The sequence below is a fragment of the uncultured Flavonifractor sp. genome (assembly GCF_944383115.1).
Taxonomy (GTDB): domain Bacteria; phylum Bacillota; class Clostridia; order Oscillospirales; family Oscillospiraceae; genus Flavonifractor.
In genome coordinates this window covers 1-16,204 of sequence record NZ_CALWOJ010000044.1, presented here as the reverse complement: position 1 = coordinate 16,204, position 16,204 = coordinate 1, and the positions used below count along the sequence as shown (strand labels likewise).

The window sequence follows — 16,204 nt, the reverse complement described above, 5'->3', positions numbered from 1 at the left end:
TCCAGCAGCCACTCCTGCATGGAGATGCGGGTAAGGAAGTCCAGGGCGGAGAAGGGCTCGTCCAGCAGCAGCAGGTCGCTCCCCGTCAGCATGGTGCGGGCAAAGGCCGCCCGCTGCCGCATCCCGCCGGACAGCTCGCCCGGCATCTTGTCGCAGCAGCCCTCCAGCCCCACGTCGGCCAAAGCCTCCTCCGCCTTCTGCCGCCGCTGGGTCTTGGATAGCCCCCCGGCGATCTCCAGGGGCAGGGCCACGTTCTCCCCCACCGTGCGCCAGGGAAAGAGCAGGTCCTTCTGGGGCATATAGCCGCAGTACCGCTTCCGGCCCCCAATGGGAGCGTCGTCCACCAGGATCTCCCCGGCCTTGGGCTGGAGCAGGCCGTTGGTCACGCGGAAGATGGTGCTTTTTCCGCAGCCGCTCACCCCCAGGATACAGTGGAAAGATCCCGGCTCCACCTGAAAGGACAGCTTATCGATGATGTCAAAGTCCTCGGAGGGGTACTGATAGGATACCTCCCGAAATTCCAGCGCCGTCATCCGGCAAGCCTCCAGGCCATCTCCCAGAACCCCAGTTCATACCTGCTGCACGTCACAAAGATGTCCTCCAGACGCCGGTATTCCGCCTCGGTGCAGTTCTGGGCCAGCGCGTCCATCCGCGCTACCAGGGCATCGTTGGTATCCTGATACTCCTTGCTGGAGTATCCCCGCACCCACTCACCGTAGAAGGGATGGTCCGCCGCGCCGGGGATGGCGGTCAGCCGGGCGCCGATCTCAGCGTAGCTCCAGGAGCAGGCCAGGATGGAGGCCACGATCTCCGCCGGGCCGCCGGCGGCGGCTACCGAGAGCATGTAGCTGGTATAGGAGCGGTTGTCCAGGGCCGGCTGCACCTGAAAGACCTGCTCCTCGGTAATGCCCAGCCGCTGCATATAGGCCCGGTGGGTCTTCATCTCGCCTCCCAGGATGGCGTCCACATTGGCGGAGAAGAACCGCATCAGCTCTGGGTCATTGGCTTTGACTACGCCCCAGGCAAATACCTTGGCATAGTCAAAGAGGTAAAGATAATCCTGGAGCAGGAAGTATTGAAATTTTTCCCGGTCCAGGCTGCCATCTCCAATCCCCTTCACAAAGGGATGGTCGTGGCAGGCCTGCCAGATGGGGCTTGCCGCCTCATACAGCCGCTGGGTCACCGTCACAGCACATTCCTCCAATCTTCCACAATCTCGTCCGCCAGAGCGGACAGGGCGGGCCACTCCCTCCGGTGGGTCTCCTCAAAGACGCCTACGGTATAAAATCCGGCTGTCTTGGCCGTCTTAACGGCGTAGATCGCATCCTCAAAGACCGCTACCGCCTGCGGATCTTGCCCGAAGCGGCGGGCCGCCTCCAGATAGACGTCCGGCTGTGTCTTGCCCACCCCGATGGTCTCGCAGCTGAGGATGAAATCAAAGTATTCCGCCACCCCCAGCCGCTCCAGGCAGGCCAGGGCTAGCGGCTCCGCCGTGGCGGTGGCCACGCACAACCGGACCCCTTTGGCCGTTAATTGCTTTAAATACTGCTCCACCCCCGGCTTCAGAGGGAGATCGGTACGGTAATGGGTCTCCATAATGGCGTTCATCTCCCGGGCGATCTCCTCCGGCGGCCCCTCCAGGCCGAAGGTCTCCATCAGATAGGAGGCCCCCTCCAGCATGGTCATGGGGCCCATGCGTATGAGCTGCTCCAGGGTGGGATGGCGGTCTCTGGCCTCCAGATAGTCCCGGCTCAGGGATTTCCAGGCGGGCATGGAATCCACCAGCGTGCCGTCCATATCAAAAATACAGAACTTTTTATCCATGAGCGGCCACCATCCTGCCCGCCAGGGCCCGCAGATGACGGGCAGCCGCCCCCGGGTCACTCTGGGCAAAGAGGGCGGACACCACGGCGGCTCCCGCTGCACCCGTCCCTGCCAGTCGGGGCAGGTTGTCGGCATTGATACCGCCGATGGCCACCACCGGAATGGACACCGCCCGGCAGATATCTTTCAGGGTATCCAGGCTCAGGTTTTTGGCATTCTGTTTGGTGGTGGTGCCGAACACCGCCCCCGCGCCGATGTAATCGGCTCCGGCCCGCTCCGCCGCCACCGCCAGCTCCACCGTATTGGCGGTGATGCCCAAAATCTTGTCCGGGCCGATGAGGGCGCGCACATCCCGGCCCATCAGATCGCTCTGGCCCACATGGACCCCGTCGGCCCCGCTGGCCAGGGCAATCTCCACGCTGTCGTTGACCACAAAGGGCACATGGTAGCGGGCGGCAATGGCCTGGATCTCTTTGGCCTGGGCCAGAATGGCGGCCTGATCCAGTTCCTTCTCCCGCAGCTGGAGGAAGGTGGCGCCCCCCTTCAGCACTTCTTCCACCGCCTGGGCCAGGGTGCGCGCCCCCAGCCAGGTGCGGTCGGTGACGGCGTAGAGAGTCATGCTCCGCCTGATATCATCCCTGGTAAATTTCATAACGCACTCCTTGTATCAGCCGTTCCACCGTCAGGTTGAACACACTGTCGATGAGATCAATGCGGAAGGTGGCGTTGCCCGTCCCCTTCTGAAGCCGCAGTTCCTCCGCCCGCTCGCCCGCCAGGGCGATGGACGCGGCGGCGGTGGCCGCCGCCTCAAAGGGCTTGTCCGGGCATGCCCCACAGAAGGCGCCGGTGAGGGCGGACAGCATGCAGCCGCTGCCGGTAATGCGGGCCATTGTGGGACTGCCGTTGCGGAGAAACAGGGCCTGCCGTCCATCGGCCACCACATCCACCGCGCCGGAGAGTACCACCACCGCCCCTGTCCGGCGGGACAGCGTCTGCGCCAGTTCCGCCGCCCGGGGCAGGCCGGACTCGGTAACAGTATCGGCCGCCGCCACATCCACTCCGCTACCTCCCTCCCGATCCTCGGCCAGGGCCAGGATCTCGGAGGCGTTGCCCCGGATGACGGCAAAGCGGATCTCTTCCAGCAGTTTGCGGGCGGTCTCCCGCCGCAGGCCGGTAAACCCGGCGGCTACCGGATCAAAGACCACCGGCACGCCCAGCCTGTTGGCCTCCCTGCCGGCGATGTACATGGCCTCCCGATCCCCCACGGCCCCCAGATTGAGGACCAGAGCCTGGACGCCCGCCACCGCCTCGGCCACCTCCAGGGGATGGTGGGCCATCGTAGCGGAAGCGCCCGCCGCCAGCAGAACATTGGCGCAGTCGTTGACGGTGACCATGTTGGTGATGCACTGGACCAGGGGGGCTTTTTCCCGTACCGCCTGCAAACAGGCGGCAAAGTCTGCCCGCTCCATCCCTCTCACCGCTTTACCATCGTCTGCATGGCCGCCAGACCGCCGGAGCGTTTCAGTGCAAAGAGCATGGCGCCGGCGATGATGGAGCCGCCGATGGTGGAGATCAGGAAGGGGCCCATGTAGGCGTACACCGCCGCAGTCTGGCCCAGGATCAGGGTGGCAATGGGCCAGGCGGCCAGGCCGCCCAGGATGCCGGTGCCAAAGACTTCTCCCACGCAGGCTGCGGACAGGCTGTTGGTCTTGGCGTACATCAGGCCGCACAGCAAAGCACCCACCATACTGCCGGGGAAGGCCATCAGGGTGCCCAGGGCCAGCAGGTTGCGCAGGAAACTGGCGGCAAAGGCGGCACACACACCATACCAGGGTCCCAGGAAAACGGCGCACAGGATATTCACCATGTGCTGAATGGGGGAGCAGCGGGACCCCAGAACCGGGAACGAGAACAGACTGCCCACCACCGCCACGGCGGTAAGCAGGCTGGCAATGGCCAGCTTTTTGATTGCAGCGTGCTGATTCATCTTTTTTACCTCCTAAATTTCAGAAAATCCACCTTCTGGAACAGCGTAGTTATGCCACAGAGGGCCGCTCCCTCTGCCCAGATCCAGCCCCGCCCGCATGGTGGCGGTGATATAGGCCTTGGCCTTCTCCACCGCGTGGGGCAGATCCTCCCCCAAAGCCAGGAAGGAAGCGATGGCGGAGGACAGGGTGCAGCCGGAACCGTGGTTGTTGGAGTTGTCCACCCGGGGGGCGCGGAACCATTGAACCTGACCGCGCTGCCACAGCAGATCGTCGGCGCAGCTGTCCAGATGTCCGCCCTTCACCAGCACCGCCCCCGGCAGCGCAGCCCCGATGGTCTCGGCCGCCCGGAGCATGTCCGCCTCACCCTGAATGGCAAAGCCGCACAGCCGTTGGGCCTCGGGAATGTTGGGGGTAATGACGGCGGCCAGGGGAAACAGCTCCTCCATCAGGGCGGTCAGGGCGCTGTCCTGCATCAGGGCAGAGCCGCTGGTGGACACCATCACCGGGTCTACCACAATGTTCTCCGCCCCGTACTGGCGCAGCTTCTGCCCAATGACCCGGATAATGGGCGCCGAGGACACCATGCCGATCTTCACGGCCTGGGGCGGGATGTCTTCAAAGATACAGTCCAGCTGCTCCCCCAAAAACTCCGGGGTAGCCTCCACCACAGCTTTCACGCCGGTGGTATTCTGGGCGGTAAGGGCGGTAACGGCGCTCATGCCGTACACCCCCAGGCAGGTCATGGTCTTGAGATCGGCCTGGATGCCGGCGCCGCCGCTGGAGTCGCTGCCGGCAATGGTCAATACGCACTTCATGGTCTTTCCTTCTTTCTTTTCACTGGCGGGTATGCAAAAGCGGCGGGTCCCATCGGGACCCGCCGCTTTACTGCACGTCAAAGATACTCCTCCGGGCGGAGGAGACTCCGCGCGGAACTTGCGCTGCGTCCCTACGTTGGCATTACCCAAATCAGGTCAGGTCGAGGGACTCGCCCCTCCTCTCAGCCTCCTCGCGGAAGCTCCCTTGCATGTGGCATTTTAACTTGTTTTTCCCCTGTTGTCAATCCTTAATGGTTGAGTACCCGCACCCGGAACACGCCGTCCAGGGCCCGGATCTCATCGGATACTGCCTCACTGATGCGGCTGCCCAGATCCACCACGGTATAGGCGTAGTCCTTCTTGGACTTGTTGGTCATGTTTTCCACATTGACCCCCTCTTTGGACAGCAGGCCGGTAATGTTGGCGATGGCACCGGGCACATTCCGGTGGATGATGCACAGCCGGGACACACCGCTCCACTCCTGCACCAGGGTGGGCAGGTTGACGGAGTTCTTGATGTTGCCGTTTTCCAGGTAATCCTTCAGCTCCTGGGCAGCCATCACGGCGCAGTTCTCCTCGCTCTCGGGGGTGGAGGCGCCCAGATGGGGGATGGCGATCACGTTCTTGCCCTGGAGGATCTTGTTGTTGGGGAAGTCGGTGACATAGGCGGCCACCTTGCCGGACTCCAGGGCCGCCAGCATATCGTCGTCGTTGACCAGCCCGCCCCGGGCCAGGTTGAGGATGCGCACACCGCCCTTCATCATGTGGATGGCGTCCTCATTGATCATGCCCCGGGTCTCCGGGGTCTGGGGCACATGGAGGGTGATGTAGTCGCAGTTTTTATAGATGGTTTCCAGATCCATCGCGCGATGGACCAGCCTGGACAGGGACAGGGCCGCGTCCACGCTGAGGAAGGGATCGTAGCCGAACACGGTCATACCCAGCTTGGTGGCAATGTTGGCCACCTGCACGCCGATGGCGCCCAGGCCGATGACGCCCAGCATCTTGCCGGACAGCTCGGGGCCTACAAACTGGCTCTTGCCCTTCTCCACCACCTTCTCCACATCGGCGCCGGCGCCGGCCTGGGCCTTGACCCACTCGGCGCCCGCGGTGATCTTCCGGGAGGCCAGCAGCAGGCCGCACACCGCCAGTTCCTTCACCGCGTTGGCATTGGCGCCGGGGGTGTTGAACACAACGATGCCCGCTTCGGAGCAGCGGTCGATGGGGATATTGTTGGTACCGGCTCCCGCCCGGGCGATGGCCCGCAGGGAGTCGGGGAACTGATACTCATGCATGTCGGCGGAGCGGACCAGAATGCCGTCCTCGTTCTCCACGTCGTCGCTGACGGAGAACCGGGTCTGATCCAGCACGGACAGGCCGGCGGGGGAAATTTTATTCAGCGTCTTAATACGAAACATGATGGCACTACCTCCCGTCAGTTGTTCTTATCAAAGGCTTTGATGAAGTCGCACAGCTTCTCCACACCCTCGGTGGGCATGGCGTTGTAAATGGAGGCGCGCATACCGCCCACGGAGCGGTGGCCCTTCAGGTTGGTGAAGCCGGCCTCCACGCTCTCCTTGACGAACTTGGCGTCCAGCTCGTCATTGCCGGTGCGGAACACCACGTTCATGTCGGAGCGGGAGTCCTTTTCCACGGCGCAGGTGAACAGCCTGGAGTTATCGATCACATCGTACAGCATCTGGGCCTTGGCGTGCTTGATGGCCTCCATGCCGGGGATGCCGCCCTTGGACTCCAGCCAGTCCAGCACCAGGCCCAGGATGTAAATGCACCAGCAGGGCGGGGTATTATACATGGAATCCTTGTCGATCATAGTCTTGTAGTTCAGCATCAGGGGGGTGTAGGGCAGCTCGTTGCCAGCCAGCTCCTCCTTGATGATCACCACCGTCAGGCCGGCGGGGGCCATATTCTTCTGGGCGCCGGCAAAGATGATGCCGTACTTGCTCACGTCCACCGGGCGGGACAGGATGTCGGAGGACATGTCGCACACGATGGGCACCCCATTGGTCTCGGGAACATACTGCCACTCGGTACCATAGATGGTATTGTTGGCACAGTAATAGAAGTAGCTGGCCTCGGGGTCCAGCTTCAGCTGGTCCTGGGTGGGGATGTAGGTGTGGTTCCTGTCGGCGGAGGAGGCGGCCAGATTGATCTGGCCGTACTTCTTGGCCTCCTTATAGGCTATGTTGGAGAAGTTGCCGGTGACGGCATAGTCGGCCTTGCCGGTCTTGCCGATCAGGTTCAGGGGCGCCATGGAGAACTGAGTGGACGCGCCGCCCTGGAGGAAGAGGATCTTGTACCCCTCAGGCACGTTCATCAGCTTGCGGAACTTGGCCTGGGTGTCGTCAAAAATCTTCTGGAACACCTTGGAACGGTGACTCATCTCCATGACTGACATACCGGAGCCGTGACAGTTGGTGATTTCAGATCCGGCGCGCTCCAGCACTTCCAGCGGCAGCATGGACGGGCCCGCGGAGAAATTATAGACTCGCTCGTTACCCATGATAGATGGCCTCCTTGATTCCAATTTTAAATCAAACTTCCAAGATAAAGCCGTTTTGATTATGGAAATCCCCACATACTTTATCTTGATAAAGAATATTATAGCCGCCAGTTTACCCCAATGTCAATAGAGTGTAATGACCAAAACCAGCCAGTCCACCACAAAAACTTTGTGAATGTTTCAACGAACCCTTTGCACTCCGGGGTGATTTGTGGTACAATGCCCATGAACTGAGAGTTTAGTTTTCCCACGGAAGGGGAGAAGGCAATGCTGCTTTCCGACATCAAACAGATCCTGAATGCCACAGTGCTGTGGGGCGAGGACCACTTGGACCGGGAGGTCATGTCTGCCTGCGGCAGCGATTTCATGAGCGACGTGCTGGCTTTCGTCAAAAATCAGGCCCTGCTGCTCACCGGACTGGTCAATCCCCAGGTGGTGCGCACCGCGGACATGGTGGAGATGAAGTGTATCGTCTTTGTCCGCGGCAAGGTCCCGGGACAGGATATCCTCGACCTGGCTGAGGAGCGAGACATCGTGGTCATGACCTGCCCCAAGCGCATGTATGAGGCCTGCGGCCTGCTCTACTATAATGGATTGCGAGGGAATTGCGATGGAAACGATTAGACTGGTGTACCCGGTGGAGGGCGGCGACCTCATTGAGGCCGGCGAAGCCTCCAGCAAAATGAAACTCACCCTGAAAAAGCTGGGTCTGCCCCAGGATGTGATCCGCAGAGCCTCTATCTGCATGTACGAGGGCGAGATCAACATGGTCATCCACGCCGACGGCGGTCAGGCGGAGGTGGAAGTGGAGATGGATCAGATCGTGATCCGTATGATCGACTCCGGCCCCGGCATCCCCGATGTGGAACAGGCGATGCAGGAAGGCTACTCCACCGCCGGTTCCACCGCCCGGGAACTGGGCTTTGGCGCAGGCATGGGTCTGCCCAATATGAAGCGTTACTCCGACGAGATGACCATTGACACCGAGGTGGGTAAAGGCACCACCGTCACGATCAAGATCAAAATTCCCCAGTGAATCATGTCTCTGGCAAAGGGAGGTGAGGCAGTCCCATGGCTATGAGGCATTCCGTGGTACTGGACAGCAGACGCTGTCGGGGCTGCACCTCCTGCATCAAGGGCTGCCCCACCGAGGCCATCCGCGTCCGGGGCCGCAAGGCCACCATTCTGCCTGATCGCTGCATTGACTGCGGCGAGTGTATCCGCACCTGTCCCCACAAGGCCATCAAGTCGGTGGGCGACGGCCTGGACGTATTGTCCCGCTACCAATACTGCGTTGCCCTGCCGGAACCTGCCCTCTATGGGCAGTTTCATAACCTGGACAACATTGATATTGTACTCAATGCCCTGCTGGAGATCGGCTTTCACAAGGTCTACGAGGTGGCCAAAGCCGCCGAAATGCTCTCCGACTTTGAGCGGCAGTGCATCTGTGAGGGGCCGGCCTCCGTTACCCCGCTGATCTCCTCCTCCTGCCCCACCGTACTTCGGCTGATCCGGATGCGTTTTCCCAAGCTGATGGGCCATGTGGCCTGCACCATCCTGCCCATGGAATTGGCAGCTATCCTGGCCCGTCGGGAAGCAGCGGAGGAGACCGGTCTGCCGCCGGAACAGATCGGCGTGTTCGCCATCGTCCCCTGCTCCTCCAAGGTGACGGCCGCCCGGGAACCCGAAGGCCTGAGCCAGCCGGTGCTGGACGGCGCTTTCGCCATCCGGGACATCTACCTGCGGCTGCTCAGTCCCATGAAGCACCTGGAGCATGTGGAGTCCATGTCATCGGCCGGCATTATGGGGCTGAGCTGGGCCTCCTGCGGCGGGGAGAGCGCCGCCCGGCTGCGGGAACGGTGTGTGGCTGTGGACGGTATCAACAATGTGATCCGCATGCTGGAAGAGATCGAGGACGGTCGTCTGCCCGAGGCCGATTTCCTGGAGCTGTCCGCCTGCACCCAGGGCTGCGTGGGGGGCTGCTTCACGGTGGAAAACCCATACGCCGCCAAGATGCGGATCAAGGGGCTGATGAAGGGGCAGCCGGTGTCCCGCAACCGCTTCCGCTTTGAGGGAGCAGACCGGGATATTGTCCGGCGGGACAAGGAACTTCAATACTTACCCACCTTTGTGCTGGATCAGGATCTGGGGGCCGCGCTGAACAAGCAGCTGCGCATCCAGGAGCTGGAGTCCCACCTGCCCGGACTCCACTGCGGATCCTGCGGCGCTCCCTCCTGCCGGGCCTTTGCCGAGGACGTGATCCTGGGCCGGGCCTCGGTGGACGACTGTATCTTCAAAGTGCGGGAGCGGATGCGCTCTATGGCCGGCAGCAAGGAAGAAGCAGACGACTATCTGCCCCCTCCCTTCCGCCGTTGCCAGAGCGATCCCGTCAACAAGTAAGGCCTGTTGGGCGCGTTGCAGAAAAACCACTCTGTGACGCGCCCTTTTTTCCATATAAAAGGAGGATATGATATGACAATAGGAGAATTGATTCCCGCTATGGGATTGACCGTTTTTCATCTGGCCCAGCCGGAACGGCCGGTGGCGGGCGGCTATGTGGGCGATCTGCTCAGCTGGGTCATGGGCCGGGCGGGCCAGGACTGCGCATGGCTTACCATCATGTCCAACCAGAATGTGGCCGCTGTGGCCCTGATGGCCGACGTCTCCTGCGTGATCCTGACCGAGGCCGTCCAGCCCGACGCCGACCTGCTCCGCCGGGCGAAGGAAAAGCAAGTCAATCTGCTGGGGGTGGGGCTGGACACCTTTTCCGCCGCCTGCCAGCTGGGAAAAACGCTGGTCTGAATCCCACAGCCGCCGGAAAGGGGGTATCTCTTTGCATTATTACTACGATCTGCATCTTCACTCTTGTTTATCGCCCTGCGGCAGCGACGAGATGACCCCCGCCAACCTGGCCGCCATGTGCGCCCTGGCGGGTCTGGAGATCGTGGCCCTCACCGACCACAACACCTGCGGCAACTGCGCCTCCTTCTGCCGGGCCGCCCAGGCCCACGGCCTTACCGCTCTGGCCGGTATGGAGCTGTGTACGCAGGAAGAGATCCATGTGGTATGCCTTTTCCCCGATCCCCAACGTGCCGAGGATTTTTCCCGGGAAATTGCCCGGCACCTTCCACCCATCGCCAACGATCCGGATTACTTTGGCAGACAGCTGCGGATGGACGACGGGGACGGTATTCTGGGTGAGGAGTCCGCTTTTCTGGCCGGCAGTACCGACATCCCGCTCTATGAGGTGCCCCGGCTGGTGGCCGCCTGGGGCGGCGCCGCATTCCCCGCCCATATTGACCGCCCCGCTTTCTCACTGCTGGGGGTACTGGGACTGTGGGACCCGGATCTGGGTTTTTCCGCCGCCGAGCTGTCCTACCGCTGCCCGCCGGAGCTGGCCCGGCGCCCCGACCTGGCCGGGCTGCAGCTGCTCACCAATTCCGACGCCCACAGCCTGGACCAAATCTGGGGGGCGGAACATACCCTGGACCTGCCGGAACCCACCCCACAGGCCGTGATACGGCGGCTCGCCTGCCAACCCGGCACTTTATCCGGATAACTTTCTTTACAAGCTGAGTTAGATGTGCTATACTTTCCATCAAGTAACTGTACCCTGTTGGTCCCATCCGTATTTTCTTATTCAGTTGAAGAAGTACCGATGTGTCAGCAGGGTTCTTTTTTACTCCCTCGCTCTTTGTGCAATACTTCAAATTGAACTAATCGGTTTTATATTCTTATCCCTGGAAAGTCTTTACATTCGTTGTTTCTGCGCTATAATAGTGCCTTGAAAGAAAACTAAACTAATTGTTTTAGAAGAGGAGGAGGCATCTATGCCCAACTGCAAGACCGTAGTTCCCTACCGCGGAACGCCGGAGCAAGAGGAACGCCTGCGCAAAGTCATTGCCGAACACAAGGGACAGCCGGGCGCAACCATGCCCGTTCTACAGGCCGCCCAGGAGATTTTCGGCTACTTGCCGGAAGAAGTGCAGATCATTGTGGCGGAGGGGTTGGATATACCCCTGTCCGAGGTGTACGGGGTGGCCTCTTTTTACGCCCAGTTTACCCTGAATCCCAAGGGCAAATATCAGATTTCGGTCTGTCTGGGCACCGCTTGCTACGTCAAAGGCGCGGCTGCTATTTTGAACGCGGTGGAGCAGAAGCTGGGCATCGTCCCCGGCTCCATCACTGCTGACGGCAAGTTCTCTCTGGACTCCTGCCGCTGTGTGGGTGCTTGCGGCCTTGCTCCGGTCATGATGATCAACAACGACGTCTATGGCCGCCTCACCCCCGACCAGGTGGGGCCCATTCTGGATATGTATAAATAAGGAAGAAGCGCGGAGCCGCTGAGCAGGGGCGCCTGGACCGGAGCGAGGGCGAGCGCAGGGCCGCTTTGCGGCCCGCAGACCAGCCCGAGCCGCAGGGAAGGCGACCCGCCCGCGAAGCGAGCGCAGCGTGACATCAGGAGGAACCTTCTTTTGAAAGAGATCGCCCTCTATGCGCTGGATATTGCGCAAAACTCCATCACAGCCAGGGCCTCCCGGCTGGAAATCACGCTGTCGGAAACGCCGGATGCCATCACTTTCACCATCGTGGACAACGGCAAGGGCATGAGTCCTGAACTGCTGGCCCAGGTCAGCGATCCCTTCACCACCACCCGCACCACCAGAAAGATGGGGTTGGGGATCCCGCTGCTGCGTATGGCGGTGGAACAGACCGGCGGCAGCCTGGTCATTGACAGCACAGAAGGGGTGGGTACTACCGTCACCGCACGCTTCCGGCCCGGACACATCGACTGCCCGCCGGTAGGTGACATGGCCGGCACCATTACCCTGCTGCTCCAGGGCGCGCCTTCGCTGGAGCTGCGTTATACCCATGTGATCGGGGATGACAGCTTCCAGCTTACCACCGAAGAACTGCGGGCCCAGCTGGGTCCCGACATCTCCCTGGCGGAACCGGAGATCATTCTCTGGATCAGGGATTATTTGCAGGAACAGGAAACCTTTTTACGAGAAAATAAGGGGATGAAAGCATGAAAACACTTGCAGAACTGCAGGCCATCCGGGATCGGATGCGCAGCCAGATCGATCTGCGGGAGGCAAATGATGACCGCATCCGCGTGGTGGTGGGCATGGCCACCTGCGGCATCGCCGCCGGCGCCCGCCCCGTCCTCAACGCTCTGCTGGAGGAAGTGAACAAGCGTGACCTGAAAAATGTCACAGTGTCCCAGACCGGCTGCATCGGTGTCTGCCGTCTGGAGCCTATTGTGGAGGTCTATGTGCCCGGTCAGGAGAAGGTCACCTATGTGAAGATGACCCCCGACAAGGTTGCCTCCCTGGTCAGTGAGCATCTGGTCAACGGCCGGGTGGTGGAAGAGTACACCATCGGCGCGGCGGAATAAGGGAGGGCGAAGAGATGAGTTTTATCCGTTCCCACATTCTGGTCTGCACCGGCACCGGCTGCTCCTCCTCCAACAGCCTGAAGATCATTGAGGAATTTGAGAAGCAGCTGGTGGCCCAGGGTATGGACAAGGAGGCCAAGGTGGTCCGTACCGGCTGTTTCGGCCTGTGCGCCCTGGGGCCCATTGTTACCATTTATCCCGAAGGGGCCTGTTATACCCATGTCACGGTGGAGGACGTGGAGGAGATCGTCTCCGAACATATCGTCAAGGGCCGCATCGTCAAGCGTCTGCTCAACAAGAGCGCCGGCGAGGAGGGCGCTGTCACCTCTCTGACCGAGACCCAGTTCTATAAGTATCAGCAGCGCATTGCCCTGCGCAACTGCGGTGTCATCAATCCCGAGAGCATTGACGAGTACATCGGCGTGGACGGCTACGCCGCTCTGGGCAAGATCCTCACCGAGCAGATCCCGCCCCAGAAGGTCATTGACACCGTATTGGCCTCCGGCCTCCGGGGCCGGGGCGGCGCCGGCTTCCCCACCGGCCTGAAGTGGCAGTTCACCCACGACGCGGTAAGCCCCGACGGCATCAAGTACGTCTGCTGCAACGCCGACGAGGGTGACCCCGGTGCGTTCATGGACCGCTCCGTGCTGGAAGGCGATCCCCACACCATCATTGAAGCCATGACCATCGCCGGCTACGCTGTGGGCGCCCACCAGGGCTACATCTACGTCCGGGCCGAGTACCCCATCGCCGTCAAACGGCTGGAGACCGCCATTGCCCAGGCCAAAGAATATGGCCTGCTGGGCAAGAACATCTTTGAATCCGGCTTTGACTTTGATCTGGAGCTGCGTCTGGGCGCCGGCGCCTTCGTCTGCGGCGAGGAGACCGCCCTTATGCGCTCCATCGAGGGCCACCGGGGCGAGCCCAAGACCCGCCCCCCCTTCCCCGCGGTGAAGGGCCTGTTCGACCGGCCCACCCTGCTCAACAACGTGGAGACTTACGCCAACATCACCTGGATCTTCAATCATGGGCCTGAGGCATATGCCGCCATCGGTACCGAGAAGAGCAAGGGTACCAAGGTCTTTGCCCTGGGCGGCAAGATCACCAATACCGGCCTGGTGGAAGTGCCGATGGGTACCACCCTGCGTACCGTAGTGGAGGACATCGGCGGCGGCGTACCCGGCGGCAAGAAGTTCAAGGCCGCTCAGACCGGCGGCCCCTCCGGCGGCTGCATTCCCGCCTCTCTCATCGACACCCCCATCGACTACGAGTCCCTGGCCGCCATCGGCTCCATGATGGGCTCCGGCGGCCTCATCGTGATGGACGAGGACAACTGCATGGTGGACATCGCCAAGTTCTATCTGGAGTTCATTGTGGACGAGTCCTGCGGCAAGTGTTCTCCCTGCCGGATCGGCACCAAGCGGCTGCTGGGCCTGCTGACCAAGATCACTGAGGGCAACGGTGAGCCGGAGGATCTGGACACCATTGAGGAACTGTGCAACCATATCAAGCAGTCCGCCCTGTGCGGCCTGGGCCAGACCGCGCCCAATCCGGTACTCTCCACCCTGAAGCACTTCCGGGAGGAGTACGAGGCCCACATCTATGAGAAACGCTGCCCCGCCGGCGTATGTAAGGCCCTGATCCAGTATGTGGTAGATCCCACCAAGTGTAAGGGCTGTACCCGCTGCGCCCAGGGCTGTCCCACCGGCGCCATTTCCGGTGCGGTGCGGGCTCCCCATATCATCAACCAGTCCAAGTGTATCAAGTGCGGCGCCTGTATGGATCACTGTCGCTTTGACGCCATCAGTAAGCAGTAAGGGAGGGAACGGACATGGACGAAAAGATGGTATCTCTGCGTATCAACGATATCCCCGTCACCGTTCCCGCCGGGACCACGGTGCTGGAGGCCGCCCGCTCCGCGGGCTTCAATATCCCTTCTCTGTGCTTTCTCAAGGACGTCAACGAGATCGGCGCCTGCCGTATCTGTGTGGTGGAGGTCAAGGGCGCCAAGAGCCTGGTGGCCTCCTGCGTCTACCCTGTGGCCGAAGGCATGGAGGTATACACCAATACTGAGCGGGTCCGCAAGTCCCGCCAGCTCACCCTGGAGCTGATCCTCTCCAACCACCGCATGGACTGCCTCACCTGCGCCCGCAACAGCCACTGTGAGCTGCTTCAGCTGGCCAGCGATCTGGGCATCGACGCGGTACGTTATGCCAGCGACAATATGTATCCTCAGATCGAGGACTCCGCCCCCCATCTGGTTCGTGACAACTCCAAGTGCGTCCTCTGCCGCCGCTGTACCGCCGTGTGCCGCGCCACCCAGGAAGTGGGCGTCATCGGCCCCAATGACCGGGGCTTCGCCACCCACATCGGCTGCGCCTTTGATCGGGATCTGAACGAGGTGGACTGCGTCTCCTGCGGCCAGTGCATCGTGGCCTGTCCCACCGGCGCACTGTCCGAAAAGGACGATACCGGCAAGGTCCTGGCCGCTCTGGCCGATCCCACCAAACACGTTGTGGTGGGTCCCGCCCCCTCTGTGCGCGTCACCCTGGGCGAGTGCTTCGGCCTGCCCATCGGTACTAATGTGGAGGGCAAGATGGTCACCGCCCTCCGCCGTCTGGGATTTGACAAGGTATTCGATGTGGATACCGCTGCCGACTTCACCATCATGGAGGAGGGCACCGAGTTCCTCCACCGGCTGCGGGGCGACGGAGTGCTTCCCCTCATTACCTCCTGTTCCCCCGGCTGGATCCGGTACATGGAGCAGCACGCCCCTGAGATGATCCGCAACGTATCCACCTGTCGCTCTCCCCAGCAGATGTTCGGCGCGCTGGTCAAGACTTATTACGCCGAGCAGGCGGGTATCGATCCCCACGACATCTTCGTGGTATCCGTCATGCCCTGTACCGCCAAAAAGTACGAGGTACGTCGAGAGGAGCAGCGGCTGCCCAACGGCTGTATGCCGGTGGATGTCTCCCTCACCACCCGCGAACTGGGCCGCATGATCACCCAGGCCGGCATGCTCTTTGATCACCTGCCTGATGATCAGTTCGATGAAATGCTGGGCATCTCCACCGGCGCCGCCGCTATCTTCGGCGCATCCGGCGGCGTCATGGAGGCCGCCCTCCGTACCGTGGTGGAAGAGCTGACCGGCGACGGTATGGCCCCCCTGGAGTACCATGAAGTCCGCGGCATGGAGGGCGTCAAGGAGGCCAGCTATGAGCTGCCCGGCCGCACTGTCCGGGTATGCGTGGCCTCCGGCCTGCACAACGTGAAGCTGGTGCTGGACGGCATCAAGGCCGGCACCCTGCATTACGATTTTGTGGAGTTCATGGCCTGTCCCGGCGGCTGCATCAACGGCGGCGGGCAGCCCATCCAGCACGCAGATGTGCGTAACTTCACCGACATCAAGGCCCTCCGGGCCGCGGCCTTGTACAAGCAGGACCAGGAAATGGAGTACCGCCGCAGCCACAAGAACCCGGTGGTACAGACTGTATACCACACCTACCTGGGCGAGCCCGGCAGTCCTATGGCTCACGCGCTGCTTCACTGCTCCTATATCAAGCAGAAGCGATATCGGGTATAGTCAAAACCTCCGGCTAAGCCGGAGGCTTGAGTAGGCCCTATAAGGGCCTGATACGGACGAAGCCCCTTAAGG

Annotated in this window: 19 protein-coding genes and 1 riboswitch; of the genes, 10 read left to right on the top strand and 9 right to left on the bottom strand. The window is 61.5% G+C overall.

Annotated features, from left to right (window positions below):
* The 9 genes from Q0K43_RS06405 to serC all read right to left on the bottom strand — a co-directional run.
* Positions 1-533 (bottom strand): ABC transporter ATP-binding protein (locus Q0K43_RS06405; RefSeq protein ID WP_297289734.1); only part of this gene is annotated, 533 nt, incomplete at its 3' end.
* Entirely contained in the window at positions 530-1,189 is a 660-nt protein-coding gene (tenA, locus tag Q0K43_RS06400) for a thiaminase II (protein ID WP_297289733.1), read from the bottom strand. The genes tenA and Q0K43_RS06405, both read right to left, overlap by 4 nt.
* Positions 1,186-1,824, bottom strand: coding sequence for an HAD family hydrolase (locus Q0K43_RS06395; protein ID WP_297289732.1), 639 nt, complete (start codon positions 1,822-1,824; stop codon positions 1,186-1,188). The genes tenA and Q0K43_RS06395 overlap by 4 nt, the downstream gene beginning before the upstream one ends.
* Positions 1,817-2,476 (bottom strand): thiamine phosphate synthase, encoded by a 660-nt coding sequence (gene thiE / locus Q0K43_RS06390; protein ID WP_297289731.1) that lies wholly within the window; start codon positions 2,474-2,476, stop codon positions 1,817-1,819. The genes Q0K43_RS06395 and thiE overlap by 8 nt, the downstream gene beginning before the upstream one ends.
* A complete protein-coding gene (gene thiM / locus Q0K43_RS06385; protein ID WP_297289730.1) occupies positions 2,457-3,293 on the bottom strand; it encodes a hydroxyethylthiazole kinase in 837 nt (278 codons plus the stop codon). Before thiM ends, thiE begins: the two co-directional genes overlap by 20 nt.
* A gap of 5 nt (positions 3,294-3,298) precedes the next feature.
* Positions 3,299-3,811, bottom strand: coding sequence for an energy coupling factor transporter S component ThiW (gene thiW, locus Q0K43_RS06380; protein WP_297289729.1), 513 nt, complete (start codon positions 3,809-3,811; stop codon positions 3,299-3,301).
* A gap of 12 nt (positions 3,812-3,823) precedes the next feature.
* On the bottom strand, positions 3,824-4,627 hold the full coding sequence (thiD, locus tag Q0K43_RS06375; RefSeq protein ID WP_297289728.1) for a bifunctional hydroxymethylpyrimidine kinase/phosphomethylpyrimidine kinase: 804 nt from the start codon (positions 4,625-4,627) through the stop codon (positions 3,824-3,826).
* Between the two features lie 110 nt (positions 4,628-4,737).
* Positions 4,738-4,844: riboswitch (TPP riboswitch) on the bottom strand.
* A gap of 31 nt (positions 4,845-4,875) precedes the next feature.
* Entirely contained in the window at positions 4,876-6,045 is a 1,170-nt protein-coding gene (locus Q0K43_RS06370; RefSeq protein WP_297289727.1) for a phosphoglycerate dehydrogenase, read from the bottom strand.
* 17 nt (positions 6,046-6,062) lie between these two features.
* A complete protein-coding gene (serC, locus tag Q0K43_RS06365; protein WP_297289726.1) occupies positions 6,063-7,148 on the bottom strand; it encodes a 3-phosphoserine/phosphohydroxythreonine transaminase in 1,086 nt (361 codons plus the stop codon).
* Positions 7,149-7,415: 267 nt separating this feature from the next.
* On the opposite strand from serC, the gene Q0K43_RS06360 reads away from it, so the two are divergent.
* The 10 genes from Q0K43_RS06360 to Q0K43_RS06315 all read left to right on the top strand — a co-directional run bounded on the left by Q0K43_RS06360 (position 7,416) and on the right by Q0K43_RS06315 (position 16,132).
* A complete protein-coding gene (locus Q0K43_RS06360; protein WP_297289725.1) occupies positions 7,416-7,772 on the top strand; it encodes a DRTGG domain-containing protein in 357 nt (118 codons plus the stop codon).
* Entirely contained in the window at positions 7,759-8,184 is a 426-nt protein-coding gene (locus Q0K43_RS06355; protein WP_297289724.1) for an ATP-binding protein, read from the top strand. The genes Q0K43_RS06360 and Q0K43_RS06355 overlap by 14 nt, the downstream gene beginning before the upstream one ends.
* 35 nt (positions 8,185-8,219) lie before the next feature.
* On the top strand, positions 8,220-9,548 hold the full coding sequence (locus Q0K43_RS06350) for a [Fe-Fe] hydrogenase large subunit C-terminal domain-containing protein (RefSeq protein ID WP_297289723.1): 1,329 nt from the start codon (positions 8,220-8,222) through the stop codon (positions 9,546-9,548).
* 72 nt (positions 9,549-9,620) lie between these two features.
* Positions 9,621-9,950, top strand: a complete 330-nt coding sequence (locus tag Q0K43_RS06345; RefSeq protein ID WP_297289722.1) for a DRTGG domain-containing protein — start codon at positions 9,621-9,623, stop codon at positions 9,948-9,950.
* Between the two features lie 31 nt (positions 9,951-9,981).
* The gene (locus tag Q0K43_RS06340) at positions 9,982-10,707 is read left to right on the top strand and encodes a PHP domain-containing protein (RefSeq protein WP_297289721.1); all 726 of its coding nucleotides are present in this window, start codon (positions 9,982-9,984) and stop codon (positions 10,705-10,707) included.
* Between the two features lie 271 nt (positions 10,708-10,978).
* On the top strand, positions 10,979-11,473 hold the full coding sequence (gene nuoE / locus Q0K43_RS06335; RefSeq protein ID WP_297289720.1) for an NADH-quinone oxidoreductase subunit NuoE: 495 nt from the start codon (positions 10,979-10,981) through the stop codon (positions 11,471-11,473).
* 150 nt (positions 11,474-11,623) lie between these two features.
* The gene (locus tag Q0K43_RS06330; protein WP_297289719.1) at positions 11,624-12,181 is read left to right on the top strand and encodes an ATP-binding protein; all 558 of its coding nucleotides are present in this window, start codon (positions 11,624-11,626) and stop codon (positions 12,179-12,181) included.
* Positions 12,178-12,546: a (2Fe-2S) ferredoxin domain-containing protein gene (locus Q0K43_RS06325; RefSeq protein WP_297289718.1), complete on the top strand. Its 369-nt coding sequence runs from the start codon at positions 12,178-12,180 to the stop codon at positions 12,544-12,546. Before Q0K43_RS06330 ends, Q0K43_RS06325 begins: the two co-directional genes overlap by 4 nt.
* 14 nt (positions 12,547-12,560) lie before the next feature.
* Entirely contained in the window at positions 12,561-14,363 is a 1,803-nt protein-coding gene (locus tag Q0K43_RS06320) for an NADH-quinone oxidoreductase subunit NuoF (RefSeq protein ID WP_297289717.1), read from the top strand.
* A 14-nt stretch (positions 14,364-14,377) separates the two neighbouring features.
* Positions 14,378-16,132, top strand: a complete 1,755-nt coding sequence (locus Q0K43_RS06315) for an NADH-dependent [FeFe] hydrogenase, group A6 (protein WP_297289716.1) — start codon at positions 14,378-14,380, stop codon at positions 16,130-16,132.
* Positions 16,133-16,204: the final 72 nt, after the last annotated feature.

Bases quoted from the DNA above. Each gene is read 5' to 3' on its own strand.
- Q0K43_RS06320 (WP_297289717.1), top strand. From the start codon at position 12,561: ATGAGTTTTATCCGTTCCCACATTCTGGTCTGCACCGGCACCGGCTGC.
- Q0K43_RS06395 (WP_297289732.1), bottom strand. From the start codon at position 1,824: ATGGATAAAAAGTTCTGTATTTTTGATATGGACGGCACGCTGGTGGAT.
- Q0K43_RS06355 (WP_297289724.1), top strand. From the start codon at position 7,759: ATGGAAACGATTAGACTGGTGTACCCGGTGGAGGGCGGCGACCTCATT.
- serC (WP_297289726.1), bottom strand. From the start codon at position 7,148: ATGGGTAACGAGCGAGTCTATAATTTCTCCGCGGGCCCGTCCATGCTG.
- thiE (WP_297289731.1), bottom strand. From the start codon at position 2,476: ATGAAATTTACCAGGGATGATATCAGGCGGAGCATGACTCTCTACGCC.
- Q0K43_RS06345 (WP_297289722.1), top strand. From the start codon at position 9,621: ATGACAATAGGAGAATTGATTCCCGCTATGGGATTGACCGTTTTTCAT.
- Q0K43_RS06360 (WP_297289725.1), top strand. From the start codon at position 7,416: ATGCTGCTTTCCGACATCAAACAGATCCTGAATGCCACAGTGCTGTGG.
- Q0K43_RS06350 (WP_297289723.1), top strand. From the start codon at position 8,220: ATGGCTATGAGGCATTCCGTGGTACTGGACAGCAGACGCTGTCGGGGC.
- nuoE (WP_297289720.1), top strand. From the start codon at position 10,979: ATGCCCAACTGCAAGACCGTAGTTCCCTACCGCGGAACGCCGGAGCAA.
- thiW (WP_297289729.1), bottom strand. From the start codon at position 3,811: ATGAATCAGCACGCTGCAATCAAAAAGCTGGCCATTGCCAGCCTGCTT.
- Q0K43_RS06325 (WP_297289718.1), top strand. From the start codon at position 12,178: ATGAAAACACTTGCAGAACTGCAGGCCATCCGGGATCGGATGCGCAGC.
- Q0K43_RS06370 (WP_297289727.1), bottom strand. From the start codon at position 6,045: ATGTTTCGTATTAAGACGCTGAATAAAATTTCCCCCGCCGGCCTGTCC.
- thiD (WP_297289728.1), bottom strand. From the start codon at position 4,627: ATGAAGTGCGTATTGACCATTGCCGGCAGCGACTCCAGCGGCGGCGCC.
- thiM (WP_297289730.1), bottom strand. From the start codon at position 3,293: ATGGAGCGGGCAGACTTTGCCGCCTGTTTGCAGGCGGTACGGGAAAAA.
- Q0K43_RS06315 (WP_297289716.1), top strand. From the start codon at position 14,378: ATGGACGAAAAGATGGTATCTCTGCGTATCAACGATATCCCCGTCACC.